At 48.8% G+C, this 25,524-nt stretch carries 24 protein-coding genes, 1 tRNA gene and 1 pseudogene; 19 read left to right on the top strand and 7 right to left on the bottom strand.

Annotated elements, in window-relative coordinates; translation table 11 throughout:
• The 11 genes and pseudogenes from IE094_RS15550 to IE094_RS12515 all read left to right on the top strand — a co-directional run.
• A pseudogene (locus tag IE094_RS15550) lies at positions 1-201 on the top strand (hypothetical protein); the annotation flags it as partial.
• 250 nt (positions 202-451) lie between these two features.
• Positions 452-1,132, top strand: coding sequence for a response regulator transcription factor (locus tag IE094_RS12560; protein WP_189641047.1), 681 nt, complete (start codon positions 452-454; stop codon positions 1,130-1,132).
• Positions 1,132-2,679, top strand: a complete 1,548-nt coding sequence (locus IE094_RS12555; RefSeq protein ID WP_189641046.1) for a GAF domain-containing sensor histidine kinase — start codon at positions 1,132-1,134, stop codon at positions 2,677-2,679. Before IE094_RS12560 ends, IE094_RS12555 begins: the two co-directional genes overlap by 1 nt.
• 80 nt (positions 2,680-2,759) lie before the next feature.
• Positions 2,760-2,836, top strand: a tRNA-Met gene (locus IE094_RS12550).
• A 130-nt stretch (positions 2,837-2,966) separates the two neighbouring features.
• Positions 2,967-3,770, top strand: a complete 804-nt coding sequence (locus tag IE094_RS12545; RefSeq protein ID WP_189641045.1) for a S49 family peptidase — start codon at positions 2,967-2,969, stop codon at positions 3,768-3,770.
• A 203-nt stretch (positions 3,771-3,973) separates the two neighbouring features.
• Positions 3,974-4,909, top strand: coding sequence for a calcium/sodium antiporter (locus IE094_RS12540; protein ID WP_189641044.1), 936 nt, complete (start codon positions 3,974-3,976; stop codon positions 4,907-4,909).
• Positions 4,910-4,924: 15 nt separating this feature from the next.
• Positions 4,925-5,710, top strand: coding sequence for an SDR family oxidoreductase (locus IE094_RS12535; RefSeq protein ID WP_189641043.1), 786 nt, complete (start codon positions 4,925-4,927; stop codon positions 5,708-5,710).
• Between the two features lie 322 nt (positions 5,711-6,032).
• Positions 6,033-7,940 carry an excinuclease ABC subunit UvrC gene (gene uvrC / locus IE094_RS12530; protein WP_189641042.1) on the top strand — a complete coding sequence of 636 codons (1,908 nt, stop codon included), beginning with the start codon at positions 6,033-6,035 and terminating at the stop codon, positions 7,938-7,940.
• Between the two features lie 63 nt (positions 7,941-8,003).
• Complete coding sequence (pgsA, locus tag IE094_RS12525) at positions 8,004-8,672, top strand: CDP-diacylglycerol--glycerol-3-phosphate 3-phosphatidyltransferase (protein WP_189641041.1); 669 nt, start codon at positions 8,004-8,006, stop codon at positions 8,670-8,672.
• On the top strand, positions 8,669-8,920 hold the full coding sequence (gene moaD / locus IE094_RS12520; RefSeq protein ID WP_189641040.1) for a molybdopterin converting factor subunit 1: 252 nt from the start codon (positions 8,669-8,671) through the stop codon (positions 8,918-8,920). The genes pgsA and moaD overlap by 4 nt, the downstream gene beginning before the upstream one ends.
• Position 8,921: 1 nt before the next feature.
• A complete protein-coding gene (locus IE094_RS12515; RefSeq protein WP_189641039.1) occupies positions 8,922-9,368 on the top strand; it encodes a molybdenum cofactor biosynthesis protein MoaE in 447 nt (148 codons plus the stop codon).
• On the opposite strand, the gene IE094_RS12510 is transcribed toward IE094_RS12515, so the two are convergent.
• The 3 genes from IE094_RS12510 to ubiA are packed head-to-tail and all read right to left on the bottom strand — an operon-like array spanning position 9,365 to position 12,591.
• The gene (locus tag IE094_RS12510) at positions 9,365-9,682 is read right to left on the bottom strand and encodes a hypothetical protein (protein ID WP_189641038.1); all 318 of its coding nucleotides are present in this window, start codon (positions 9,680-9,682) and stop codon (positions 9,365-9,367) included. The genes IE094_RS12515 and IE094_RS12510 overlap by 4 nt on opposite strands.
• The gene (locus IE094_RS12505) at positions 9,682-11,514 is read right to left on the bottom strand and encodes an OmpA family protein (protein ID WP_189641037.1); all 1,833 of its coding nucleotides are present in this window, start codon (positions 11,512-11,514) and stop codon (positions 9,682-9,684) included. The genes IE094_RS12510 and IE094_RS12505 overlap by 1 nt, the downstream gene beginning before the upstream one ends.
• A gap of 45 nt (positions 11,515-11,559) precedes the next feature.
• Positions 11,560-12,591, bottom strand: a complete 1,032-nt coding sequence (gene ubiA, locus IE094_RS12500; protein ID WP_189641036.1) for a 4-hydroxybenzoate octaprenyltransferase — start codon at positions 12,589-12,591, stop codon at positions 11,560-11,562.
• An 11-nt stretch (positions 12,592-12,602) separates the two neighbouring features.
• Between ubiA and IE094_RS12495 the strand changes: the two genes are divergently transcribed.
• From IE094_RS12495 to IE094_RS12485, 3 genes are all read left to right on the top strand, one after another.
• Entirely contained in the window at positions 12,603-13,334 is a 732-nt protein-coding gene (locus IE094_RS12495) for a 16S rRNA (uracil(1498)-N(3))-methyltransferase (protein WP_189641035.1), read from the top strand.
• Positions 13,331-13,843: a hypothetical protein gene (locus tag IE094_RS12490; protein WP_189641034.1), complete on the top strand. Its 513-nt coding sequence runs from the start codon at positions 13,331-13,333 to the stop codon at positions 13,841-13,843. Before IE094_RS12495 ends, IE094_RS12490 begins: the two co-directional genes overlap by 4 nt.
• Positions 13,844-13,922: 79 nt before the next feature.
• On the top strand, positions 13,923-15,293 hold the full coding sequence (locus IE094_RS12485; protein WP_189641033.1) for a glutamate--cysteine ligase: 1,371 nt from the start codon (positions 13,923-13,925) through the stop codon (positions 15,291-15,293).
• A gap of 1 nt (position 15,294) precedes the next feature.
• Here IE094_RS12485 and plsY read toward each other — a convergent pair whose 3' ends face one another.
• Genes plsY through IE094_RS12465 form a run of 4 tightly spaced genes read right to left on the bottom strand, consistent with a single transcriptional unit; the run spans position 15,295 to position 18,642 of the window.
• Positions 15,295-15,903: a glycerol-3-phosphate 1-O-acyltransferase PlsY gene (gene plsY / locus IE094_RS12480; protein ID WP_189641032.1), complete on the bottom strand. Its 609-nt coding sequence runs from the start codon at positions 15,901-15,903 to the stop codon at positions 15,295-15,297.
• A complete protein-coding gene (gene pyrC, locus IE094_RS12475; RefSeq protein WP_189641031.1) occupies positions 15,903-17,180 on the bottom strand; it encodes a dihydroorotase in 1,278 nt (425 codons plus the stop codon). The genes plsY and pyrC overlap by 1 nt, the downstream gene beginning before the upstream one ends.
• The gene (locus IE094_RS12470; protein WP_189641030.1) at positions 17,177-17,689 is read right to left on the bottom strand and encodes a YdbT family protein; all 513 of its coding nucleotides are present in this window, start codon (positions 17,687-17,689) and stop codon (positions 17,177-17,179) included. Before IE094_RS12470 ends, pyrC begins: the two co-directional genes overlap by 4 nt.
• Positions 17,686-18,642 (bottom strand): aspartate carbamoyltransferase catalytic subunit, encoded by a 957-nt coding sequence (locus IE094_RS12465; protein WP_189641029.1) that lies wholly within the window; start codon positions 18,640-18,642, stop codon positions 17,686-17,688. Before IE094_RS12465 ends, IE094_RS12470 begins: the two co-directional genes overlap by 4 nt.
• A gap of 118 nt (positions 18,643-18,760) precedes the next feature.
• Between IE094_RS12465 and IE094_RS12460 the strand changes: the two genes are divergently transcribed.
• Genes IE094_RS12460 through IE094_RS12440 form a run of 5 tightly spaced genes read left to right on the top strand, consistent with a single transcriptional unit; the run spans position 18,761 to position 25,477 of the window.
• Positions 18,761-19,555: a uracil-DNA glycosylase gene (locus IE094_RS12460; protein ID WP_229802314.1), complete on the top strand. Its 795-nt coding sequence runs from the start codon at positions 18,761-18,763 to the stop codon at positions 19,553-19,555.
• Positions 19,556-20,098: a molybdenum cofactor biosynthesis protein B gene (gene moaB / locus IE094_RS12455; protein ID WP_189641058.1), complete on the top strand. Its 543-nt coding sequence runs from the start codon at positions 19,556-19,558 to the stop codon at positions 20,096-20,098.
• Between the two features lie 3 nt (positions 20,099-20,101).
• A complete protein-coding gene (locus IE094_RS12450; RefSeq protein WP_189641027.1) occupies positions 20,102-20,554 on the top strand; it encodes an NUDIX domain-containing protein in 453 nt (150 codons plus the stop codon).
• A 58-nt stretch (positions 20,555-20,612) separates the two neighbouring features.
• The gene (locus IE094_RS12445; RefSeq protein ID WP_189641026.1) at positions 20,613-22,067 is read left to right on the top strand and encodes an efflux RND transporter periplasmic adaptor subunit; all 1,455 of its coding nucleotides are present in this window, start codon (positions 20,613-20,615) and stop codon (positions 22,065-22,067) included.
• A gap of 2 nt (positions 22,068-22,069) precedes the next feature.
• Entirely contained in the window at positions 22,070-25,477 is a 3,408-nt protein-coding gene (locus IE094_RS12440; RefSeq protein ID WP_189641025.1) for an efflux RND transporter permease subunit, read from the top strand.
• Positions 25,478-25,524 lie beyond the last annotated feature (47 nt).

Below are 25,524 nucleotides of genomic sequence, written 5' to 3'. Positions count from 1 at the left end.
CGCGCACATGAGGTTTGTGGCACCGCGAAAAATACATTTGCCTTTATGCTAGCAGCACAGATACCAAACACCGTAATATATGTGCGAGAAAACCATCGCAGCAACATCTTAAATCCTAGTGGATTTGGGTATTCAAACAATTTGAAAAAACATATTGAAAACCACCAGCTATATATCCTGAAAACCTGCACAATAACCTGACCGAATAATGCTCGTGGCTATGTCATTTCTTTTCCCAAAGAGAGGAAATAGATATGGTTCCAGAACGGTTGTTACATGATGCATGGTGGTTTTCGGATGACCTCACGCTAAATCAGTCAAATACGAAAATAGAGGCATCAACAAAACAGAGGTTGTCTCCATTCAATTTCAAGCCTTGCGCAACGCGGCGATGGCGCGCAAAACTGTTGATTTGTGGTGCATTGGCTACGCGAGGAGATATTGTAAACAAATGAAAACTGTTCTGATTGTAGATGATGATATCCATATTCGCGATGTTTTGAAATTTGCGTTGGCCGATGCAGGGTTCTCTGTATCCGAGGCAAGCAATGGAAGCCAAGGGCTGTTGGCGGCCGATCGAGGCAAGCCTGATTTGGTTATATTGGATATTGGGATGCCTGAAATGGATGGGCTCGAAATGTGTAAGGAGCTTAGAAAAACATCCAATGTTCCAATATTATTTTTAACGGCGCGCAATGATGAGATTGACCGCATCTTGGCGTTCGAGTTGGGTGGCGACGATTATCTATCAAAACCGTTTTCCCCGCGTGAATTGGTGTTGCGTGTCAAAGCGATATTGAAACGTGGAAACGATCCAGTAAAAAAACAGATGTCGACGGGTGATCTTGTCGTTGAGCAAGAAACCCATCGCGCAACACTGAACGGCAAATTACTGGAATTAACACCCAGAGAGTTTTCATTATTGAATCCGCTGGCACAAAGCCCTGAGCGTATTTTCACAAAGTCACAACTAATGGCACATATTTACGGTGAAAATATCTATGTCGAAAACCGTACTCTGGACAGCCATGTACGAAATTTACGGGCCAAGGCACGCGGATTGGGATGCGATGATTTGATTGTAACTGCGCATGGAATCGGATTTCGACTTGGGGATTGTACGTGTCAGTAATGGTTCAAAAATGGCGCCCCACGCTCAGAACCTTGATCGCGTTGGTTATTTTAACATTGATGGCATTACCGGCCATTGGATTGCTAACCGCGCGTTTAACAACCAACCAATTTGTGCGCGAAACAGAAAGCAGCTTGGTATCCCAGGCAGCAGTATTTGCACGAACTTATGCGGCGGAATTTGGTGAAAACCGGCCAAATGAGCTTATGGGGAATGTCCTGTCGCCGAGGCTTTCAAAATATTATGCCCAACAATTTCATTCCAAAATCAAACCTGTAAACACCCAATATTCCGCGATTTTACCTGAACGTCCCGATCCCATTCAGGGCAATGTGGATTTGGAGACACCATATGACGTGATTGGTGAGAAACTATCCACCATCGCACGTGAGGCGCAAAAAACCTCTCTTGCGGGGTACATTGCACTTGATTATCTGGGCAATGTCATCGCGAGTTCGGGAACCATACAGGGGCGTTTTGTGTCAGTTGCAGAGGTAACCAATGCCTTGCAAGGCGAGGTTTCCACTGTGTTGCGTTTTCGCAGTGGCCAAGACGAACGCCATCCGCTCGCATCACTGAGCAGGGACACTGGATTTCGCGTTTTCGTCGCCATGCCTGTTATCGTGGATGAGCGTGTCATTGGCGCAGTGTATTTGGCGCGTACACCCAATAACTTGGGTAAATTTCTGTTTCGCGAGCGCCACACATTGATGTTGGTATTTGGGTCAGTGTTGTTGGCTGCATCGGTGGTGGGCTTCGTCATGTGGCGATTGTTGGCAGGACCGATCAAAGAGTTGCAATATCAATCACAACGGGTGGCCAAGGGGCAATCGGTTATGTTGGAGCCGTTGGCGCATTACGGTACGAAAGAGGTTGCCGATATGGGACAAAGTCTGTTGTCGATGTCGGCCAAGTTGAACCAACGATCCGCAGCGTTGCAAACCTATACCGCGCATGTCACACATGAATTGAAATCACCGCTGACATCAATTTCTGGCGCCGTTGAATTGTTGCAAGACAGTGGCGCGCGTATGGATAAATTAACACAGCAAAAATTCATCACAAATATTGCAGATGACAGCGATCGCATGGCGCGGCTGTTGGATGGGTTGCGCATGTTTGCCGCCACTACGATGACAAACGACGCACAAGAAACCGAACTTCGTCATGCCGTAGAGCGATTTAACAGTACGAATGGCAACGCGACTTACATTGGCAATCCAACCGCGACGTTGCCGATTTCAGATAATGATGCGCATATTTTGGTAACCCAAATGGGTCAAAACGCGTTTCAACATGGTGCAACAAAGGTGACATTTGAATGCGATAACAATCGATTGATTGTCAGCGATGATGGAGATGGCATTTCGCGTCGCAACGCAGAACAAATTTTTGAACCATTTTTCACAACCAATCGTGACCTGGGTGGTACAGGAATGGGGTTGGCAATTGTGCGCGGTATCGTCACCGCCAACGGCGGAGAGATAAAATTAATACAAGCACAACAAGGCGCAACCTTTGAAATCCTGTTTGAAACGCAAAATTAAAAGAATTGTGAAATATTTGTGAAAACCCTAATTTTGCGCTTGTAGCCCACCCACAGTCACACTAGAACACCCACAGTTGACGCGGGATGGAGCAGTCTGGTAGCTCGTCAGGCTCATAACCTGAAGGTCGTAGGTTCAAATCCTACTCCCGCAACCAAAACCGCCCTTGAGGCGGTTTTTTTGTATATTTAGTCGCCTTTAATTGTCACAGTGGCATAGGTTTGATTTTACCAAAATATTCACCCTCTCACCTTGTTCTGCGTATCCAAGAGAATTAGATCAGATATATGAAAAAACTTCTCAAGAAATTCAAGAAAACACCCAAGGTTGCGGTATTGCGGTTGGACGGTGTTATCGGTGGTGGATCACGCTTTGGTGGGCCAAGTTTAAGCGACGCCGAATTGGCGCCATTGTTGGAGCGCGCGTTTCGAAAAGGAAAGCCAGACGCGGTTGCGTTGGCGATCAATTCGCCTGGTGGTTCCCCTGTTCAATCATCACTGATTGGTGCGCGTATTCGGCGTTTATCAATTGAAACAAAAACCCCTGTGTTTGCGTTTTGCGAGGATGTTGCAGCATCTGGCGGATACTGGTTGGCATGTAGCGCCGACGAAATTTTTGTTGATGAAAGTTCGATTGTGGGATCAATCGGCGTGATTTCGGCGTCGTTTGGTTTTCAAGACTTGTTGCAAAAACAGGGTATCGAACGGCGCGTGCATACTGCTGGCAAAGACAAAAGCATGGGCGATCCATTTCGCCCTGAAAAACCAGAAGACATCGAACGCATCAAAGCTTTGCAAAAAACCATTCATGATAATTTCATCGCACATGTGAAAACGCGTCGTGGTGAAAAACTGGCGCAAACCGATTTGTTTACGGGGGAAATCTGGGTGGGCGCATCAGCCGTGGATTTGGGCTTGGTCGACAGTGTTGGACATTTGGTACCAATGATGAAATTTCGATATGGCGAGGATGTGAAATTCATTTTCCACGGCAAGAAAAAATCATTGCTGAGCAAATTTGGCCTCACTGCTGCATCCAACATTGCATCATCTATCGAAGACCGCGCGTTGTGGTCAAAGTTTGGACTGTAATATGGTAAAGGTCGTCACCCTATTTCTCATCTTTATTGCTGTTCTGGCGATATTTGGGAAACTGCGATTGCCCCAACTGCCAAAACCGTTACAACGGCGCAAAGTGGCGACGGCGCAAAAATGCCAAACATGCGGTTCTTACCTGTTCAAAGGCATAGAATGCGCATGTCAGAAAAATAAAAAATCGGAAAAAGACTGAACATATGGATTGGCTATTTGTAATCGCAGGGCTTGTAATCCTTGTATTTGGTGGTGATTTTTTGGTGCGCGGGGCAGTGGCGCTCGCAACCAGGTTGGGAATTTCCGCACTTGTTGTTAGCCTGACAGTGGTTGCATTTGGCACATCTGCACCCGAGCTCTTGATCGCCATTCAGGCAGCATTGGATGGAGTACCTGAATTGGCGCTTGGGAATGTTGTGGGGTCAAATACCGCAAATGTGTTGTTGGTTTTGGGGATCCCTGCGGTGTTGTCTGGGCTGGATATGAAAAACGTTCATACGGAACGCAATTTCTATCTAATGCTATTTGCGACCCTGTTGTTTATTGTTCTATGTTTCACAACCCCGTTGAAAGCATGGCAAGGTGCGTTGTTGCTGGTATCATTATGCGCGATTTTGTTCTCGACTTACAAAGAGGCGATGGGATCGCGTGCAAAGCTAAAAGAGCTGGAATCCGAAGTAGACGACGAAAATATCGGCAATGGAAAAATGGCGATATTTTTGCTTGTTGGGTTGGTGTCCTTGCCACTTGGCGCACATCTATTGATCGAGGGCGCGACAAGTATCGCCCAAAAATTTGGCGTGTCCGAGGCGATCATTGGATTAACGCTGGTTGCGCTTGGTACGTCGTTGCCCGAATTGGCAACAACTGTAATGGCGGCACTTCGCAAAGAACCCGCCGTGGCAATTGGCAACGTCATTGGGTCGAACATGTTCAACCTTCTCGCCATTCCAGCAATCGCTGCATTTGTGGCGCCATTGCCAGTACCCGCGGAATTTTTCCGCGTTGACCTGTGGGTGATGTTTGGCGCGTCGCTGTTGATGGCACCGTTTGTTTTGTTGCATTGGAATTTAACACGCATCTGGGGTGCGCTGTTTATTGTCTGCTACGTTTTTTACGTTATGTTCTTGTTGGGATAACCGAAAGGACGCGAAATGGGATACCAAGGGGCGTTAATCACTGGTGGATCACAACGGTTGGGGCGTGCGATGGCGTTGTCGTTGGCTGCGCGTGGTGTATCCGTCGCCGTTCACTATTCAAGTAGTGCAGATGCGGCGGAGGAAACCGTTGCCGACATTATCAACGCAGGGGGACATGCGGTTGCGGTACATGCAGATTTGTTGGACCACGAGCAGACCGAAACATTGGTTCAGCGCAGCATCGATGCGCTCGGCGTGCCGATTTCCATTCTTGTGAACAATGCATCCATATTTGAATATGACACAATTGAAACCGCGACCCGTAAATCGTGGGATCGTCATATCGATTCTAATTTGTGGGGGCCGTTTGCATTGATCCAAGAAATGGCCAAACAAACGCCAAGTGCGATTGAAAATTCGCGTGGTGAATTGGATGCACAGGCCTGTGTAATCAATATGGTGGACCAACGGGTGCGTAAATTGACGCCTGAATTTATGACATACACCTTGGCCAAGGCGTGCTTGTGGACATTAACTCAAACCGCAGCACAGGCATTGGCCCCACATATTCGTGTGAATGCGATTGGGCCTGGTCCAACGCTTAGGGGTGCGCGCCAGTCCACGCAACATTTCGAAGCGCAGCGTAGAAATACGATTTTGAAACGTGGTTCGGATGTCGATGGTATTGTTTCAGCGATGAATTACCTGTTGGATGCAAAAGGTGTTACTGGACAGTTGATCTGTGTTGACGGCGGCCAACATATGGCTTGGCAGACCCCCGATATCATTGGCGTGGAATAACCCGCCATCACAGTTTTGAAAGTGCCGTTACGGCAAAAGCGATTCGAATTGTCCACTTTTCGGTGTCAAATTTACCAGTTGTTAAAAAAGGTTAATGATTTCAAGAATTTGACATTGATACAAAAAGAATTTTCTTTAATTTCAATGACTTGCAATTGTGCCTAAATATTGGGCATTTCATGGAACCATGCCAAAATAAACAGAAAATTCTAAGCCAGCTAAAGTTATGCAGAGAGTTATCCACAGAAACCGTGGACATAATTTTTCTTGTATGTGGATGGTTTTCAGTGCAGCCCAGTTCAGAATCAGGCATGTTAGACCTATGAATAAAACACCCACCAAAACGGATATAGAAGAAGAGGGAAAAATCACGCCAGAGGCGGATACGCAAAAGGGACATTTGCGTATAAAGGCCTATGTTCAAACATTGGATGGATCACCTGGTGTGTATCGCATGTTGGATAAGGATGGCGCGGTTTTATATGTTGGCAAAGCGCGCAATCTTAAAAAACGCGTGTCATCATACGCCAAACCCACGGGGCATTCGGCGCGTATCGGGCGTATGATATCGGCAACCGCATCGATGATGTTTTTGACCACGCAAACGGAAACCGAGGCGTTGTTGCTTGAACAAAATCTGATCAAGCAGCTTAAGCCGAAATATAATGTTTTGCTGCGCGACGACAAAAGTTTCCCAAACATCAAGGTCACGATTGAACACGAATACCCGCAAATCGAAAAACACCGCGGGCGCAAACCAAAAGGTGCGGAATATTTTGGACCCTTTGCATCGGCTGGTTCTGTCAATCGCACATTACATCAATTGCAAAAGATATTTTTGCTGCGTAATTGTTCCGACAATATTTTCAACAGCCGCACACGCCCCTGTTTACAATATCAAATTGCGCGCTGTTCGGCGCCATGTGTCGGTAAAATATCGCAAGAGGATTACGGCGTATTGGTATCGGATGCGATGCGATTCCTGTCGGGCAAATCGACGCGCATACAAGAAGAGCTTGCAGAGAAAATGCAATCCGCCAGTGCGAATATGGAGTTTGAACGCGCCGCTGGTTATCGTGACCGCATACGCGCGCTGACAAATATTCAGGGAACTCAGGGTATCAATCCACAATCTGTGCCAGAGGCGGACGTGATCGCGCTTCACGTCGAGGGTGGACAGGCTTGTATTCAGGTGTTTTTTATTCGCGCCAACCAAAATTGGGGCAATCGGGCATATTTCCCGCGTACGGGTTCGGGTGCCGAAGCCGATGAAATTTTGGAAAACTTCATCGCTCAGTTTTACGATAATAAAACGCCGCCAAAACAATTGCTGTTGTCCAATGACGTTGCGAATGCTGATTTGTTGCAGGATGCACTTTCGCAAAAGGCAGGGCGCAAGGTGGAATTGATCGTCCCACAGCGCGGTGAAAAGGCCGAGCTGGTTTTGAATGCCCATCGCAATGCGCGTGAATCGTTGGGACGGCGCATGTCAGAAAGTGCCGCGCAGGCGAAATTATTGGATGGTTTGGCAAATGCCTTTGATCTGGATCAACCGATCAATAGGATCGAAGTTTACGACAATTCACACATCCAGGGCGCACATGCGGTTGGTGCGATGATTGTTGCAGGGCCGGATGGTTTTCAAAAATCATCCTATCGAAAATTCAATATCAAATCCGAAAACACCACACCAGGTGATGATTTTGGTATGATGAAAGAAGTGTTGTTACGCCGTTTCAAACGGTTGCTGTCAGAGGACCCAGATCGCCAAACCGAGGTGTGGCCAGATTTGTTGTTGATCGATGGTGGCGCTGGTCAAGTTTCCGCAGTTGCAGAAATCATGGCGGAACTGGGAGTGGATGATGTGCCGTTTATTGGCGTGGCCAAAGGCGAAGATCGCGACAAGGGCAAAGAAGAATTTTACGTTCCAAACAAACGCCCATTTGCATTGCGCAGGAATGACCCCGTTTTATATTTCATTCAACGCCTGCGCGACGAAGCACATCGTTTCGCCATTGGCACCCATCGTAACAAACGATCAAAGGCAATCAGCGCAAATCCATTGGATGATGTTGCTGGTGTTGGTGCCGCGCGTAAAAAGGCACTATTGGCGCATTTTGGATCGGGCAAGGCCGTTTCACGCGCCGCATTAAAGGATTTAAAGGCTGTCGATGGTGTGTCCGATACATTGGCGCAAACTATTTACGACTTCTTCCATGACAAGGGGTGATTGTTTGTTTAGACATTTGACAAACAATGCGCCGATCATATCGCCAAATTGCAGGAGACGACTTTGAACTGGAATATCCCCAACATTCTTACCTTGTTGCGCCTGCTGGCGGCACCTGGGGTTGCGATTATGTTTTTGTATTTTACGCGCCCTTGGGCGGATTGGTTTGCGTTGGTGTTATTTGTATCCGCCGCGATCACGGATTTTTTCGACGGTTATCTAGCACGTAAATGGAACCAAGAATCCAACTTTGGCCGCATGATGGACCCAATCGCGGACAAGGCAATGGTTGTAATTGCATTGATGGTTCTGGTCGCACTGTACAGTTTGAACCCGTGGATATTGCTGCCCGCGACGTTGATCGTTTTTCGTGAAGTATTCGTATCGGGTTTGCGGGAATTTTTGGGTGCGGACGCTGAAAAATTACAGGTAACAAAATTGGCAAAATGGAAGACCACCGCGCAAATGGTGGCCATCGCGGTGTTGTTCGCCAAAGGCGTTTTTGAACATTACTACATTGGTCTAACGATCGGGATGGATGACGATATGGTAAATGATATCTTATCTGGAAAAATCGATGATGAATTGGGGCTTTTGAATATGCAACTTGGCAGTGAAATATCGCTTTCGATCGGACGGGTATTGTTGGCGATTGCGGCTGTACTGACGTTGATCACAGGGTATGATTATTTCCAAAAATCCATCCCATACTTGCGCGACGATAAAAAATGAAATTAAACGTTTTATATTTTGCATGGGTGCGCGAACGCATTGGCGTTGCATCTGAAACCGTGGAAACAGACGCAGGGTCGATCAATGAATTGCTCGATGAATTAAGCGCACGAGAGGAACGGTATGCAATTGCGTTCAGTGATCGCAGTGTTTTGCGCTGTGCAATTGATCAAACGCTCGTGCCGTTTGAAACATCATTGGCTAACGCCACAGAAGTAGCATTTTTTCCACCGATGACAGGCGGTTGATATGTCCGTTAATGTGCAAACAGACGATTTCGATTTGGGTGCCGAGGTGTCGAAAATGGCGTCTGATCCAAGTGTCGGCGCCATTGTAAGCTTTACTGGTATTGTGCGTGACGCCGCGCATTCTGGGCTTATATCATTGGAGCTTGAATGTTATCCCAGCATGGTTGAACAGGCGTTGCAAAGCATTGAAAAAAATGCGTGTGATCGATGGGATTTACGGGGTTGTAAAATTATCCATCGTATCGGCAATTTGAAACTTGGCGAACAAATAATGATGGTCGCCACGGCATCACCCCATCGCCAAGATGCATTTGATGCGGCTGAATTTTTGATGGACTACCTCAAAAGCGAAGCGCCGTTTTGGAAGAAAGAACATTTTAAGGATCACGCCACATGGGTTGATGCGCGTGAAACGGATTTACAAAGTTTGCAACGCTGGCAAGATTAGTTTTGTTCCAATGCTGTGCGTAAATGATCGGCCTCGCGGCGTGCATCGCCCAGACCCGCCATCGCCGCGTCCAGTTCCGCTTGTGTTTGGGCTAGTTTGTTTTTCAATTCCCATTCGCGATCATGTAGCAACTGTTCTGCTTCGTCTTTTTGCAATTCCGCCTCATGAAGCCGGTTGGCCAAATCGTCAATCTCACCCATATTAGCCGCGTTAATACGGTTCAGGCTGCCGTACCCCCAACGTAAAATCCAACCCAGCAGGAATGCCGCAAATAAAACGATGGCGATGATGATGATAAGCTGTGTGCGATCCATTATTCGGAGCCTTCTGATTCAATTAAGCGAAATGCGATGCGACGGTTAGCAGCGCGGCCTTCTTCGGTGCCGTTGTCTGCGACGGGCTTTTCTGGGCCGTAACCTTTTGCGGTTAAACCCGAGGTTAGGATACGTTGTTCCAACAATGCGGACAATACTGATTCAGCGCGTTGTTGGCTGATGCTGAGATTCAATTCTTCGCTGCCTTGGCTGTCGGTGTGCCCTTCGATTTCGAATTTCGCATCTGGGCATTTACGCAAGATATCAGCAATTTCACCAACCACTTGCAAGCTTTGTGCATCAATGCGTGCCGATGAGGGTGCAAAATTAATTTGTTCGCGTGCCAGTAAAGCAGTGATCCCTTGTTCACATTCTTCTGGTGTTGGCTCTTTGTCGACCACGAAAAGTGTTTCATCGAAATTGACGTCAATTTTGTAATTACCCTTGCCACCGATGCGAACGGAAAGTGCGCGCGACACCTCTGATGGTACGGATGGTGTGGCACCGACGCCTTTTACTTCGACAGTGTCAGCGCGCACGATCAGGCTTCCGTGGTGAAGTTTTGACAATGCTTCTAGCCCGCCTAAAATACGTACTGGCCAACCTGGTTCCAGATTTTCGTCAACCCGTGTTTGTAAAAACACCTGTTCACCGCCGAACAATGATTGTGCGAATGTATCGATGGCCAGTTTGGTATCATCTGTGGGGACGCGCCCGCGCAATTGCACGACGCCCTCTGGGCTTTTGGTTGCGGTGAATTCAGGGATTTCGATACCAGCGTTGGTGTTGGTGTCGAGGAGTTTCGGCGGTAACACCGCGTGTAGCGAAAATAATTCAGGCAGTGAATTATCCAGTTGGCCCACAACGGAATCAAATGTTTCTTGGCTGGTTTCCTCCGAGGCGACAAGCGATACATCGGAATCGGTAAAGCTTAGCGTGCCACCACCCAAATTTTGCAAGGCATCAACCGCGAGCGATATGGCGCGTGCCCAATCAGTTGTTGGAACACCAAGACCGATATTACACGATGGTTTTCCACGCAAATTTACATCGGAAACTGAACGCAGAATTTTTGAACGCGTTGATTGCGTATCCGCAGAACACGCGGTCAAGTCAGCGACATCGCCATCAATGGTTAAGCGAAATGTGAACGGCGCAATAACAGGGCGCGGCGATGAAATATTCATCGTTAATTCCACATTGGATGGTTTGCTGCTGGTTAAAAATTGTTCCGTGTTTTGTTTTTCAGTGACGGATTCCGTGACGGCCGTAACCGTAACGCGATCAGGCGAGATACTGATTTTCGAGCGCGGTAATTTTTTAAGAATTTCCAAACCATAGGCCAGCGAACGTTCCCACGCCGCACCAACGGGATGATCTGCGATTTCCAACATATCCGCGACTTCGCTAGAATCGGCAAGTTGCGTTGCGAAATCTAAAATCCGTTCTCGCCCTGTTGATTGTGGGATAAGACCGATCAAGGAAATGCGATCTTCGTTTCGCAACATTTCAAGGGTGAAACGCGGCGGTTCGATTGCATTGTTTTTGGCGATCACTACATCATCGCGTACCCGCGACATTTGTACCGCCGTGCCCAAAGTTTCCAATGCCTTAAAACGGCTGGCTTCATCGGGGGCAAGACCCGACAGATGCACCAACATCCCATCAGTGCGCACATCAGCCCAATCTTGACCAGCGGCGCGCAGTGTTTCAGTGGTGTATTTTTGGGTGAAATTTTCCAGCACATCCACCGCGCGCATACCAACAAAATAACAGCCAGTGCCGACCAGAATAAAACATATGGCGCCAAAGAGAAGGGCGGTGCGATGCATGTTGATTGCCTTTTTTGCGTATTTCCAAGTTGTCTAAATGAACTGTCAGAATCGTTCAAGCAAAGCTGGTAAAGTTTTTGCGACAATGGCGAAGGCTAGGCCGAGAACAACGATCAGTCCAGCGTCGCGATTGGCGCGAAATAGTTTTAGGCAGATTTCTGCGTTTTCAATATCCAAAACGCGTAATTGCCACGCCAAATGCCAGCCAAACGCCCACAGAGTGGTAATTGCGATCAACAGGGATATCAAATTTATCGATGGGGAAAATGCAAACACGACGGCACCACCCATGCAAATAATTGTGAAAAACAAAAATGCAAACAACCACGTTGGTGTGGATTTGCCAAACAGACGTGCCGTTGATTTTACACCGATTAATGCATCGTCCTCTTTGTCTTGAAGCGCATAAATCGTATCGTAAAATAGCGTCCAAAAGATACCCGCAATATAAAGCGAAACAGGTGCTGCACCAAGTGATCCATGCACCGCGGCCCATCCCAGTAGTGCACCCCAATTGAATGCCAGCCCCAAGAATATTTGTGGCCACCATGTGAACCGTTTTGCAAAAGGATAGATTGCAACAGGGATGAGCGCGGCAATACCAAGCACGATGGAAAACGGGTTAAATGTGAGCAGTATCGCAAACGCAATCAACGCTTGGCAAATCATCCAAACCGCCGCTTGGCGCGTGCTGACCTGACCAGATGGTATCGGGCGCGATTTGGTTCGCGCAACTTGTGCGTCAAATTCGCGATCTGAAATATCGTTCCATGTGCAACCTGCACCGCGCATTAAAAATGCCCCAATGCCAAACGCGACAAAATACCAAGCATCATGCCAGTTTGGAATTGTATCCGCCTGCCATTTCGCCAGTAAATACCCCCACCAACATGGCAATAACAACAACCACGTTCCCGCAGGCCGATCCGCGCGTGATAGCCGCAAATACGGTCGAGCCCATTCGGGTGCATTACGATCAACCCAGTTGTTATCCGTTGCATCCGCAACTCGGCCCGTTTCAGAATTTTCCGTCGCCGTGGCGATTGACGGCTCTGGCGTATTTTGGTTTTCGATCATACAATCGGCCCATGAATAAGAAAGCAAATATCAGGCTCTTTGTAGACGCGCCAATGGGTGCGGGGCAATCGGTTTCGCTGGATCGCGACCAATCGCACTATCTGTTTGGGGTGATGCGGTTGAAAACGGGTGACATGCTGGAAATTTTCAACGGACAAGACGGCGCATGGCTGGCCGAAATTGTACACGTAGGGAAACGTTCAGGCGAATTGGTTTGTCGCGAAAATACTGGCCCGCAAACTGCGCCGCCCGATCTGTGGTTGTTGTTTGCACCGATCAAACGTGCACGCACCGATTTTATTGTTGAAAAGGCAACGGAATTGGGTGTTTCTCAAATCCAGCCAGTGACAACGGATTTCACCAATTCTGACAAGATCCGACAAGATCGGCTGCAAGCGCATGCATTAGAGGCCGCCGAACAATGCGGTGGAACATATGTCCCACCAGTTCAGTCATTGGAAAAGTTGTCGAAGCTGTTGCAAGATTGGCCCAGTGATCGCCAAATTCTGTTTTGTGATGAAACGAGCGCTGGAAAATCAGTGCGGGATTTTGCAAATTCCCCGCGGGACAAGTGGGCAATTTTGATCGGGCCAGAGGGCGGGTTTTCGCAAGCGGAAATTGAGCGTCTGCGTGGTTTGGAATTCGTGACATCGTTGTCTTTGGGGCCACGCATTTTGCGGGCTGATACAGCCGCGGTTGCGGCAATAACTTTGTGGCAAAACGCACTAGGAGACTGGCGGTGAATTTTATTCGTCCGGAATTAAGAGAAATATTGTTGCAATGGCGCGAGGTCATCTTGCTCGTGGCAATCATGTTGGTCAGCTTGGTGTTTTTTGCAACGGGTGGAACACTTGTGCGGATAATTACGCTTGGATTGTTCGTAATCGGCGCAGGTTTTTTGTACCCCGCGATCAGACAGGCGCGCACGGCGGTGTCAAACCAAAGTGTCGGTGTAGTTGAAATCAGTGAACGCCGCATTCGGTATTTAAGCCCTGACATGGGCGCGGAAATTTCCGCAAATGAATTAATGTCGGTTGAAATTGAATCGCGTGATGTGAACTCGCCAATGGAAGATGTCGCTTGGATTTTCCGCGACAAACACGGCTATACGATGCGAATCCCATCAGGTGCAGAGGGGGCTCGTGGATTGCTGGATGCGATTTCATCGCTACCTGGTGCTGATCTTGATGCGGTTGTTCGCGCCATGGGTTACCCCCAAAAGGCGCTGTTCACGATTTGGAAAAAGAATTGACATAATTTCGCAATCTCTTGCGCATGGTGCGTTGCTTTGATTAGGTCGCTGCAACTTTGAATTTGTAAATGGAACGCGCATGTCTATCCCACAATCCGGCGGTGGCCCAATTGAAAACCGTAATCAGCTTGCCGAATATCTAGAGGCTGGGAATAAACCCGAAAGCGATTGGCGAATTGGCACCGAGCATGAAAAATTTGGCTATTGTAAGCCGAAAAAACTCCCGCTGCCATATGATGGGGAGTGCTCCATTCTGGCAATGCTGGAAGGTTTGCGCGATACTTATCATTGGGAACCCGTAACCGAGGCTGGCAATCTGATTGGCTTGGTTAAGGATGGCGCGAATATTTCGTTGGAACCTGGTGGTCAGCTTGAATTGTCTGGCGCGCCGTTGGAAACAATCCACGAAACCTGTGACGAGGTGAATACGCATCTGCGTGAAGTTCAAACAATCGCAGATAAAATTAATGCAGGTTTTATCGGGCTTGGCGCCGCGCCGATTTGGTCACACGAACAAATGCACATGATGCCAAAGGGGCGTTATCGTTTGATGACGGATTATATGGGGCGCGTGGGTACGCATGGTACGCAAATGATGTATCGCACATGTACTGTTCAGGTGAATCTGGATTTTAAATCAGAATCCGACATGGTGAAAAAGTTTCGTGTAGCGCTGGCGTTACAATCCGTGGCGGTTGCGCTTTTTGCCAATTCCCCGTTTTTTGATGGCAAGGCGAATGGTCACAAAAGTTGGCGTTCACGAGTTTGGCGTGGATTGGATGATGCCCGCACGGGAACATTGCCATTTGCGTTTGAGGACGGCATGGGGTTTGATCGCTATGTCGATTATGCGCTCGATGTGCCAATGTATTTTGTTTATCGCGATGGCAAATATATCGATGCGCTCGGCCAATCATTTCGCGATTTTATGCAAGGTAAACTGCCCGCACTACCGGGCGAGGTTCCAACCCTGTCCGATTGGGCGGATCATCTGACCACGATTTTCCCAGAAGCGCGGATTAAGAAATTTATGGAAATGCGCGGTGCCGATGGCGGCCCGTGGCGGCGCATATGTGCATTGCCAGCATTTTGGGTTGGCTTGATGTATGATGCGAATGCGTTGGATGCAGCGTGGGATATTTGCAAAGATTGGGATTTGGAAACACGCGAAGGATTACGGGTTGCTGCATCTGTGGATGGATTGCAGGCACAATTTGGCGATATCAAAATGATGGATTTGGCCACGCGTGTGCTGGAATTGTCCAAAGCAGGATTGGCTGCACGCGCACGCGCCGGTGCAGGTGGACTGATCCCAGATGAAACACATTTCCTGAATGCTTTACAAGAAAGCATCGACACGGGTATCACGCCCGCCGATGAATTATTGACAAAATACAATGGTGAATGGGCTGGTGATTTGTCGAAAATCTACGACGAATACAGTTATTAATTTATTTCTTGCCGATCTTTGGTTCGGTGCCATTTAAAAGACGCGAAATATTCGCGCTATGGCGCCACCAAATCAATGCGGCAAGAATTATGCCCAAACCAATCGCGCTTGGCATGCCAAAGACGTAAAACCAAATCGGTGTTAATGCAGCGGAAACGAGTGCCGCCGCCGATGAAATGCGCCCAATAATTGCGGCGACCAGCCATGACAAACATGCCGCTAATCCTGTTGAAAAACTCAATGCCAGAACGATCCCAAGGAATGTTGCGACACCTTTGCCGCCTTTGAATTTCAACCAAATTGGAAAACAATGGCCGAGGAATGCAAATAATCCCGCGATTTGTGCGGCGGCTGAACCAAACATTGCGTGTGCGATTAAGACCGCAACGCCACCTTTGCCTGCATCAAAAATCAATGTCAGTAACGCCGCAAATTTATTGCCTGTGCGCAAAACATTTGTGGCACCAATATTACCAGACCCAATATCGCGCAGATTCCCAAGGCCCATAATTCGCGCCAAAACCATGCCAAATGGAATAGAACCAAGCAAATATGCCAAAACCGCAACCAAAATCGCATGCATGAGTGATAGATCAAACAGTGGGAGCATTATGCGGTATAAACCTCTTGGCCAGCGACAAATGTATGCAAAACCTTACCCTGCATGCGTCGCCCGTCAAAGGGTGTATTTTTGGATTTCGACTTGAGTTGTGTGCGATCCATCACAAACGGCTTATCGGGATCAAAAACCACCAAGTCAGCTGGTGCACCAATGGCGATGCGTCCTGCTTCCAAGCCCAGCAAATTGGCAGGGTTCAACGACAACGCTTTCCACAAAATTGGCAAATCCATATATTCCCCGTGGATCAGTTGCATCGCGGCGGGCAGCAATGTTTCCAGTGCAATCGCACCAGATGCAGCGCCCTCAAACGGTAAACGTTTGCTTTCGGCGTCTTGAGGTGTGTGCATCGAGCTGATGATATCAATCAATCCTGATGCAACCGCCTCGGCCAAGGCAATGCGATCGTCCTCGCTGCGCAATGGAGGTTTGATTTTAAAGAATGTTGGATACCCTTCGATATCAAATTCATTCAGCGTCAAATGGTGAATGGATGCACCCGCCGTGACACGTAGCCCTTTGTCCTTGGCCCGTTTGAGGATTGGCAATGAAACGGCAGTAGAAAGCTGATCGATATGTAATCTTGCACCCGTCATTTCAACCAAGGTCATATCGCGTTGCAATTGCAACCGTTCGGCCATCACCGAAACTGCTGGCAAGCCCAGTTTGGTGGCAAGCGCACCAGATGTGGCGACCGCACCCTTGGACAGGTTGGGGTCTTGCGAATGGGACAAAACCAACGCGTTTTGCGAATTGGCATATGTCAAACAGCGAGCAAAAATTTTGTTATCAGTGATGACATGATCGCAATCGGTGAATGCCACGGCACCCGTGTCTTGTAAAAACCCAATCTCTGCCATTTCGCGCCCTTCGCGATTTTTGGTCAGGGCGGCCATCGGCAAGACATTGACGCGGCTGTCTGATACGGCGCGGCGATAAACGAATTCCAGTGTTTCAGGGCTATCGATGGCCGGGCTGGTATCGGGACGGATCACCATGGTGGTGATACCACCCGCCGCCGCTGCCGCGCCAGCGGAGCTAAAACTTTCTTTGTGGCGTTCGCCTGGTTCGCAAACCTTAACACCAATATCGATGATGCCAGGTGCCAGACATTTTCCACCACAATCAACCGTGCGCTTTGCGCCGATCACGGGGTTTGGGATATCCATGATTTTGCTGATTTTACCATCATCAATCAGGATTGCCCCCAAAGTATCCGTGCCTTGTTCCGGGTCGATGATGCGCGCATTTTTCAACAAAATTGTCATGATGATTTTCCTGTTAATTTTGCACGCATATCCGCCGCATTTTCAACACCGATAAGGCTTCGTCCACTGCCCGCGCGCCCTGTAAAGCGAACAGTCGCGCCAAATCCTTGAATTTTGCGAATGCTGGACAACGGGACGGGGTGCCCTTGTTTGACGTAAACCGCACGATCTGTGATCAACCATTCTTGGTTGCGATTTAATACGAACGTAACAATTGTGCCCACAGTCAGCGCGGCAATGACCAAGTTTACGGTTTTCAAATCAACGATCAGGTCGCTCGCCATTGCGAGGATCACGCAAACAGCCGCGACGCCATACACCAACATCACGTTATTTTTCACCCATGCTTGCGACGAAAATTTTCCCTGAAACATGATGGTTTCTTGTGGATCGATTTTGGGTGGCCATGCGGTGGAAAGGGGCGCGATTGGTGCGTTATCAATCATATCGCTCACAATTTCGGTGGGCGTGTCATTCGATTGCTTTTCGGTGTGGTTGTTATGGCTCATACCATCACGCCTTTGGTTGGTTTGTTCGCGCGGTGGTTCCGCGCCAATAAATCCATCGCCGCCATGCGTACAGCCACACCCATTTCCACCTGTTCTTGGATCACGGATCGGCTAATATCGTCGGCAATTTCACCGTCGATTTCGACACCGCGGTTCATTGGACCTGGGTGCATCACAATCGCGTCGTCCTTTGCATTGGCGAGTTTTTCCGCACTTAACCCCCAGCGGTAATAATATTCACGTTCACTTGGAATAAACGCGCCATCCATACGTTCGCGTTGCAGGCGCAACATCATCACGACATCAACATCCTTGAGGCCTTCGTCCATATCCTCGTAAACTTCGACCCCGAATTTATCGATGCCCGCGGGCAATAATGTGCGTGGTGCAACCAGGCGAATACGGCTTTCCATTTTATTGAGTAAGAAAATATTCGAACGCGCGACGCGACTGTGGGCGATATCGCCGCAAATTGCCACGTTCAGGCGATGTAATCGCCCCTTTGATCGGCGAATTGTCAACGCATCCAGCAACGCTTGCGTTGGGTGTTCGTGACGCCCATCACCTGCGTTCAGCACCGCGCAATTTACCTTTTGCGAGAGCAAATCCACAGCACCGCTTTCGGGGTGGCGCACGACCAACAAATCGGGGTTCATTGCATTCAGTGTCATCGCCGTATCAATCAGCGTTTCGCCCTTTTTGATTGATGACGCACCCAGCGCCATGTTCATCACATCCGCACCCAGCCGTTTACCGGCCAATTCAAAACTGGCCAGTGTGCGGGTGGAATTTTCAAAAAACATGTTGATCTGTGTCATGCCAGCAAGCGCATTTGAATGCTTTTGCGGTTGTCGGTTCAACTCGACATATTCATCGGCGAGGTCGAGAATGGCATTTATATCAGAAACAGATAGGTTTTCGATGCCCAGAAGATGCGCGGCGGTAAAATCCATTGTTCATCCTTGCTGATAATTTTTCGCGTTATACCAGCCCCTTTGCACAAGACAAGAGGTTTACGTCAGCCCAATGCCAACTTATCCTATCGCTACGCTTGATAAGGATTCTATATCTGTGACCACCCAGCTTGATTATTTCGCCGCAAAAGCAGCCCTTGAATGGCTGTATGATTTGGGTGTGGATGAAACCATCGGCGAAAAGCCGGTTAATCGGTATGATGAACCCGCAAGCAAGCCCAAGTTCAAAATGGGGGCGACATCGAATATTGCCCCGATTGATGTGATGCCACAGGTTTTGCCTGTGCAAGACGCCGCACCCGATGTGGCGCGTATGTTGGCGCAAAAATGTGAAACGCTGGATGCGCTGCGTGATGCAATGGCGGTGTTTGATTTATGTGCGCTGAAAAAAGGTGCGCGCAATTTGGTGTTTGCCGATGGCAATCCAAATGCGCGAGTGATGGTCATATCTGAATCCCCAAGCCGTGAAGAAGATATTCAAGGCAAACCATTTTTGGGCCAAGACGGCGCATTGTTGGAAAAAATGTTTGGCGCGATCGGCCTGAACCGTGAGGGACAGACCGACAAAGATGCGCTGTATCTGACATGTGCGATGCCGTGGCGCCCACCGCGTAGTCGTCATGCCAATGGTGCGGAAATTGAAATGATGGTGCCGTTTTTGGAAAGACATGTGCAATTGGTCAAACCCGATGTGCTGGTTTTGATGGGCAACACCGCCTGTCAGGCGGGGTTGGGGAAGTCAGGTGTTTCGCGGCTCCGTGGGAAATGGTCGGATGTGTTTGGCGTTCAAACAATTGCGATGGAACATCCTCATGGATTATTACGTGATCCGCTGAAAAAACGCGATGCATGGGCGGATCTGTTGGCGATTAAATCGAAATTGGCGGGTTGAATAATGGGCATTGATGAAAGCAAAACCTTTATCCCTGTGCGGATCGCGATTTTAACTGTGTCCGATACGCGGGGTTTGGACGATGATCGTTCGGGCGATGTATTGGAAAAACGCGTGGTTGAAGCAGGGCATGAATTGGCCGCGCGGAATGTTGTGATTGATGATCGCGTCTTGATCGCAGGCCAATTGCGCGAATGGTGTGTGGATGAAAATATTGATGCGATTATTTCAACGGGTGGCACTGGCCTGACAGGGCGCGATGTCACCGTCGAGGCGCATCGTGACGTTTACGAAAAAGAGATCGATGCGTTTAGTACAATGTTTACGATGCTATCTTATGCAAAAATAGGCACCTCTGCGGTGCAATCGCGGGCGACCGCGGGTGTTGCAAATGGGACTTATCTGTTTGCGCTACCCGGTAGCCCTGGTGCCTGCAAGGATGGGTGGGACGGAATTTTGAAATATCAATTGGATGCGCGTCACATGCCCTGTAACTTTGTCGAAATCATGCCGCGACTGGCGGAACATATTCAACGGAAATAATGCATGTCAGAATTTGAACTGCTGACTGATTGGCCTGATTGTGTAAATTCGGTTGTCGGCGTGGTGATCCAAGACGAGCTTGGCCGTGCGCTCATTCAACTGCGTGATAATTTTCCAAATGTCGGTGCTGGTGGGCGCTGGGGGATGTTTGGCGGCCATATGGAAGACGGAGAAACAACCCTTGAAACTGCGATGCGCGAACTGGCCGAGGAAACGGGTTTGGACGTCGGGGCGGAATGTTTAAAACCATTTGTGCGTTTTGTGCCGCGCGATGGATACCAAGCGTATCATTACATCTATCACCTGCAAAAACCGATTGCGCCAAAACAGATCGCAATATCCGAAGGTGCGGGATTTGCCTTTATCACATATTCACAAATGCGCGATTTTGATATGTTGCCGTCAAATATCCTTGTTTTGAACCATTTACACCGTTTGAATAAATTTGCGCTTTGACGACGGAATGTTAATCTTGGCGCGTATAACTGAATACGTAGTTTTTTAGGAATTTTAAATGCGTTTCTTTACGCGAAGCTTGCTTGGCATGTTTATCACGGCGCTGACCGTGATATTGTTGTTTGCTGCATTTTATGTGGTGACACAGGCCATACATGAACGAAATGCCAAGGGTAACCGTGTTCGACAAGCAAACGAACGTGTATTTGCGGTGAATGTGGCACCCATTGAAATTCAAAATATTGCCCCCGTCATCACCACGTTTGGGGAGGTTGTTTCAGGGCGAACATTGGAATTGCGTGCAGCGGCAGCGGGCACATTGGTGCAGATGGCACCAAGCTTTCGTGATGGTAGTTTTGTCAAACAAGGTGATTTGTTATTTCAAACAAACCCTGCGATTTTTCAAGCAAACCTAAACCTTGCCAATGCTGAACTTGCCGATCGGACAGCGGAATTAGAGCAGGCCAAAAATGCATTGATCTTGGCACAAGACGAATTGCAAGCGGCCGGAAATCAATTGACCTTGCGCCAGCAAGCGCTGGAGCGCCAACGCGCGCTAAGCCAACGTGGCCTGGGAACAGAGGCAAATTTAGAAACTGCCGAACTCTCAGCATCAACAGCACAGCAATCTGTTTTGTCAAAGCGCCAAGCATTGGCCGATGCGCAGGCACGGATCAATTCGGGTGAAAACGCGCTCGCACGCGCAACGATTAATCAACAAGAAGCGTTGCGCAAGCTGGATGAAACAACCGTCACCGCAAAATTTGATGGCGCGTTAAGCGACGTTACGGGTGTTTTGGGTGGGCTGGTCAATGCCAACGAACAATTGGCAAATTTGATTGACCCAACCGCGTTAGAGGTGTCATTGCGTATTTCCACACAAGAATTTGCAAATCTTTCCACACTTGGTGGGCGGGTTATTGGGGCAAAGATCGACGTGTTTGCACCGGGGGCGACCACAGCTCTGTCGGCGACCATTGATCGGATAAGCGCGGCTGTTGGCGCTGGGCTTACGGGGCGCGAATTGTTCGCCTCTTTTGACAGTCAATCAATTGAAACGCTGCGCCCTGGTGATTTCGTTACGGTATCAATTCGTGAACAAGTATTACAAAATATCAGTATCATTCCCGCCAGCGCAATCACCGCGGCGGGTGAAATTTTATTGGTCACAAATGATAATCGGATAGAGGCTAAACAAGTGCCGATCCTGCGCAAACAGGGCAACACCGTAATCATATCCGCCGACGATATTGCTGGACGATTACTGATTTTGGAACGTGGCCCCCAATTGGGTGGCGGGATTATGGTGGAACCGCGAGCGAAAAATAACGCGGTGCTTCCAATGCCTGAAATGATAAAAGTAACAGAACAGGAACGCCTAAAGCTGATTGCATTTGTGAATGATAATGCACGGATGCCAGATGATGCGAAAAAACGAATTCTGGCAAATTTGCAATCCACGGATATACCAAAACAAACCTATGAACGTCTTTCCTCGCGCATGGGGGGCTAGCGATGGCAATGCGTGAAATTGGCAAAGGTGCGTTTGGGATTTTGTCGTATTTTACGCGGCATCGCACCGCGTCTAATCTTTTATTGGTGATGATGTTGGTGTTGGGGCTGTTCGCGGCCACCCAAATCCGCACACAATTTTTCCCCGACGTTGTTGTTGATTCCGTAAGCGTGCGAGTCAATTGGGATGGCGCGGGCCCCGAAGATATTGATGGCGGTATCGTGGCGCTGTTGGAACCTGCGTTGTTGGCTGTTGAAGGTGTTGAAAACACGTCATCACGTTCCACCGAAGGCCAAGCGCGCATCACCCTGGAATTCGAGGCAAATTGGGACATGGCGCGCGCCGCCGATGATGTAAAGGTCGCGGTGGATTCCATAACCAATCTGCCCGATGGTTCTGATGATCCAGTGATCAGGCGGGGTGCGTGGCGTGATCGCGTCACCGATGTGATCATCCACGGCCCCGTTTCACCAGATCAGCTCAGCCGGTTTGCAGATGAATTTAGCGCCCGTTTGTACCGCGAGGGCATCACGCGCACAACAATTCGCGGCGTTTCCGCACCAGAAATCAGCGTTGAAGCACCTGAAATCGACCTGATCAAACACAATGTCACTTTGCGCGAAATATCAGAGGCCATCGCACAAGAGGCGGAAACAGACCCTGCGGGTGATGTATCCGGTGGCACTACGCGCGTGCGCACGGGCACTGCAAAGCGGACCGTTGAAGAGATTGAGCAAATCGTCATTCGTGCAAATGCCGATGGTTCGAAATTGCGCGTCGGTGATGTGGCGACGGTAACGATCAGTGGCGTCGATGCCAAACGGACCTATTACGTTGGTGATAATCAGGCGGTTTCGGTGCGTGTTGATCGCAATAGCCAGGGTGATGCGGTTGAAATGCAACAATCGGTTCAACGTGCCGCGGATGACATGCAGCTAATCATGCCCCAAGGCGTTCAGATCGAATTGATCCGAACCCGTGCACAAGCGATTTCGGATCGCCTCGATATCCTCATTGAAAATGGGGCGTATGGATTGCTGTTGGTGGTTGGGTTGTTGTTTTTATTCCTGTCCGCGCGTACCGCGTTTTGGGTGGCGGCGGGAATTCCCGTGGCAATGTTTGCGGCAATCGCGTTGATGTATGCGTTTGGGCTTACGCTCAATATGATATCGTTGTTTGGCCTTATCATCACACTTGGTATCGTTGTGGATGATGCAATCGTTGTGGGTGAACACGCCGATTTTCGTGCGCGGCGGTTAAATGAAAATCCTGTCGAAGCGTCCGAAAATGCTGCGATGCGCATGGCTCCACCTGTATTTTCGGCAACGATTACAACCGTTATCGCGTTTTTCGGATTGACGGTGGTGGGGGGGCGGTTTGGTGAACTTATTGCCGATATCCCGTTCACTGTGATCGTGGTTTTGCTTGCGTCTTTGGTGGAATGTTTTGTGATTTTACCCAATCACCTGAGCCATTCCGTGGGATATATGGGGAACTTAAAATGGTATGATTATCCAAGCCATCATTTTAACCGCGGCTTTAGCTGGTTTCGCGACAATATTTTTCGCAAGTTCATCACATATGTGTTGATGCTGCGCTATCCCGTGATTGCTTTGGTGGTTGTATTGTTGGCAACCCAAGCAGCACTATTTGTCAGCGGCAAAGTTGGATTTCGTTTCTTTAATGCGCCCGAACAATCGTCGATATCTGGAAATATCGCGATGCTGTCGGGGGCAACGCGCGATGATACTGTGGAAATGGTGCGTGAATTGCAACGCGCGGCAAATACAGCGGGTGAAAAATTCGCAGCGGAACATGGGCAAAATCCGATCACATTCGTGCTGGCAGAGGTGGGTGGTTCAACAGGGCGCGGGTTATCTGGCGTTGAAAATAAAGATACGGATCTGTTGGGTTCAATCGCGATTGAGCTTACCGATGCGGATGCGCGACCATATTCTTCGTTTGATATTTCTGCCGCCATCCAGGAAGAGATCAAAGAACATCCATTGTTAGAGGTCATGAGTTTTCGAAGGTTCCGGTTTGGCCCCGGTGGCGATTCATTGGATGTTCAGTTTATCGGCGCAGATGGAATCACGTTAAAGGCCGCAGCAGAAGAACTAAAAACCCAAGTATCTCAATTCGCAGAGGTGTCAGGTGTCGAAGACGACATGGCATATGACAAAGAAGAAATGGTGCTGGAACTGACGCCGCAAGGCCGCGCATTGGGTTTCACAATTGATGATATAGGCACCGAGCTTCGCAATCGGCTAAACGGTATAAAGGCCGCTGATTTCCCAGTGGGAGCACGCACCACAGATATATATGTGCAATTGCCAGAATCGGAAATCAGCGCCGATTTCTTGGACAAAACGCGCTTGCGTACCAACGACGGCAATTACGTTCCATTGTCCGATATCATTAGCGCCACAACGCAAATTGGGTTTTCCACCGTGTTGCGCGAAAATGGCTTGAGGCTTATGTCCGTCACGGGGGATGTTTCGCAAGACGACGCTGCGCGTGCCAAGGAAATTATGGCGGAACTTGAAAACGTGATCCTCCCACAGATTGCATCAAACCACGGGGTTGATTGGCGTCTTTCTGGGCTTGCCGAACAAGAAGAAGAGTTTTTGTCGGATGCATTTTTTGGCTATATGCTTTGCCTGCTTGGGATTTACCTGACATTGACGTGGATATTTTCCAGTTGGACACGTCCGATTGTGGTGATGGCGGTAATTCCGTTTGGTATGATCGGTGCGATCTTTGGGCACTATGTCCACGATATTCCGCTTTCAATTTTTTCCATTGTTGGGCTGATCGGGATGAGCGGGATCATCATTAATGATTCAATTGTGCTGGTCACAACGGTGGACGAATATTCAAAAAATCGCGGATTGTTTCCCGCCATTGTCGATGCTACGGGCGATCGTTTGCGCCCTGTTTTGTTGACGACTCTCACAACTGTTTTGGGCTTGTTTCCGTTGTTAAACGAAGGTTCGGTTCAAGCGGAATTTTTGAAACCAACTGTGATTACGCTGGTTTATGGATTGGGGTTTGGCATGGTGCTAGTGTTGTTGATGGTGCCATCATTGATGGTTGTGCAAACCGATATAGGCGCTTTGTTTTCGTCATATCGTCGGATGATGTCAGGGCCGCGGATTAAAACGGCGGCGCGTTGGCCGTTATGGATTGCAAGCACCATATCCGCCGCTGTAATCCTTGCCGTATTTTTACCGTTGATAATTTCGCAAAACGTTTCACCTATTGTGGGGGGCTTGTTTTCGACGCTTTCGCAAAACGCGCCCTTGGCAGCCACTGTTTTGGTGGCGACCATAGCGGTTATCATCACGACATTGCTTGCATTTGGTGCATTCGCGGTTACGCAACTATGGCGTCCGCGCCCCACAGTTTAACAAAACTGGAATGACGTGTTGCATGTTTGATTATGCAGGCGCATGCT

The sequence above is a fragment of the Paramylibacter ulvae genome (genome assembly GCF_014652655.1).
In the GTDB taxonomy this organism is placed as follows: domain Bacteria; phylum Pseudomonadota; class Alphaproteobacteria; order Rhodobacterales; family Rhodobacteraceae; genus Amylibacter; species Amylibacter ulvae.
The sequence above is the reverse complement of the archived record's forward strand: the minus strand, read 5'-3'. Positions and strand labels throughout refer to the sequence as shown.

Coding starts and splice junctions, on each gene's coding strand:
- IE094_RS12560 (WP_189641047.1), top strand. CDS start 452: ATGAAAACTGTTCTGATTGTAGATGATGATATCCATATTCGCGATGTT.
- IE094_RS12555 (WP_189641046.1), top strand. CDS start 1,132: ATGGTTCAAAAATGGCGCCCCACGCTCAGAACCTTGATCGCGTTGGTT.
- IE094_RS12545 (WP_189641045.1), top strand. CDS start 2,967: ATGAAAAAACTTCTCAAGAAATTCAAGAAAACACCCAAGGTTGCGGTA.
- IE094_RS12540 (WP_189641044.1), top strand. CDS start 3,974: ATGGATTGGCTATTTGTAATCGCAGGGCTTGTAATCCTTGTATTTGGT.
- IE094_RS12535 (WP_189641043.1), top strand. CDS start 4,925: ATGGGATACCAAGGGGCGTTAATCACTGGTGGATCACAACGGTTGGGG.
- uvrC (WP_189641042.1), top strand. CDS start 6,033: ATGAATAAAACACCCACCAAAACGGATATAGAAGAAGAGGGAAAAATC.
- moaD (WP_189641040.1), top strand. CDS start 8,669: ATGAAATTAAACGTTTTATATTTTGCATGGGTGCGCGAACGCATTGGC.
- IE094_RS12515 (WP_189641039.1), top strand. CDS start 8,922: ATGTCCGTTAATGTGCAAACAGACGATTTCGATTTGGGTGCCGAGGTG.
- IE094_RS12510 (WP_189641038.1), bottom strand. CDS start 9,682: ATGGATCGCACACAGCTTATCATCATCATCGCCATCGTTTTATTTGCG.
- IE094_RS12505 (WP_189641037.1), bottom strand. CDS start 11,514: ATGCATCGCACCGCCCTTCTCTTTGGCGCCATATGTTTTATTCTGGTC.
- ubiA (WP_189641036.1), bottom strand. CDS start 12,591: ATGATCGAAAACCAAAATACGCCAGAGCCGTCAATCGCCACGGCGACG.
- IE094_RS12495 (WP_189641035.1), top strand. CDS start 12,603: ATGAATAAGAAAGCAAATATCAGGCTCTTTGTAGACGCGCCAATGGGT.
- IE094_RS12485 (WP_189641033.1), top strand. CDS start 13,923: ATGTCTATCCCACAATCCGGCGGTGGCCCAATTGAAAACCGTAATCAG.
- plsY (WP_189641032.1), bottom strand. CDS start 15,903: ATGCTCCCACTGTTTGATCTATCACTCATGCATGCGATTTTGGTTGCG.
- pyrC (WP_189641031.1), bottom strand. CDS start 17,180: ATGACAATTTTGTTGAAAAATGCGCGCATCATCGACCCGGAACAAGGC.
- IE094_RS12470 (WP_189641030.1), bottom strand. CDS start 17,689: ATGAGCCATAACAACCACACCGAAAAGCAATCGAATGACACGCCCACC.
- IE094_RS12465 (WP_189641029.1), bottom strand. CDS start 18,642: ATGGATTTTACCGCCGCGCATCTTCTGGGCATCGAAAACCTATCTGTT.
- IE094_RS12450 (WP_189641027.1), top strand. CDS start 20,102: ATGTCAGAATTTGAACTGCTGACTGATTGGCCTGATTGTGTAAATTCG.
- IE094_RS12445 (WP_189641026.1), top strand. CDS start 20,613: ATGCGTTTCTTTACGCGAAGCTTGCTTGGCATGTTTATCACGGCGCTG.
- IE094_RS12440 (WP_189641025.1), top strand. CDS start 22,070: ATGGCAATGCGTGAAATTGGCAAAGGTGCGTTTGGGATTTTGTCGTAT.